1 pseudogene is annotated in these 251 nt (G+C 58.6%); it reads right to left on the bottom strand.

Features of this window, described 5'->3' with window-relative positions:
• Window positions 1-251 (bottom strand): annotated as a pseudogene (locus tag AC0L3U_RS39905) (YgiQ family radical SAM protein); the annotation flags it as partial.

The following is a 251-nucleotide window of genomic DNA, read 5'->3' as shown; positions in this document are numbered from 1 at the left end:
ACGGGTAGAACGCCTGCACCTGGTCGGCACGGAAGCCGTTGCCCTTGAGCCACAGGGCCAGGTTCATCATGTCTTCATCGGTGGTGCCGGGGTGGGCGGCGATGAAGTACGGGATCAGGTACTGCTCCTTGCCTGCTTCCTTGGTGTACTTCTCGAACATGCGGTTGAACTTGTCATAGCTGCCGATGCCCGGTTTCATCATCTGGTTGAGTGGACCTTCCTCGGTGTGTTCCGGGGCGATCTTGAGGTAG

It is taken from the genome of Bradyrhizobium sp. Kon69, assembly GCF_055807515.1.
The sequence above is the reverse complement of the archived record's forward strand: the minus strand, read 5'-3'. Positions and strand labels throughout refer to the sequence as shown.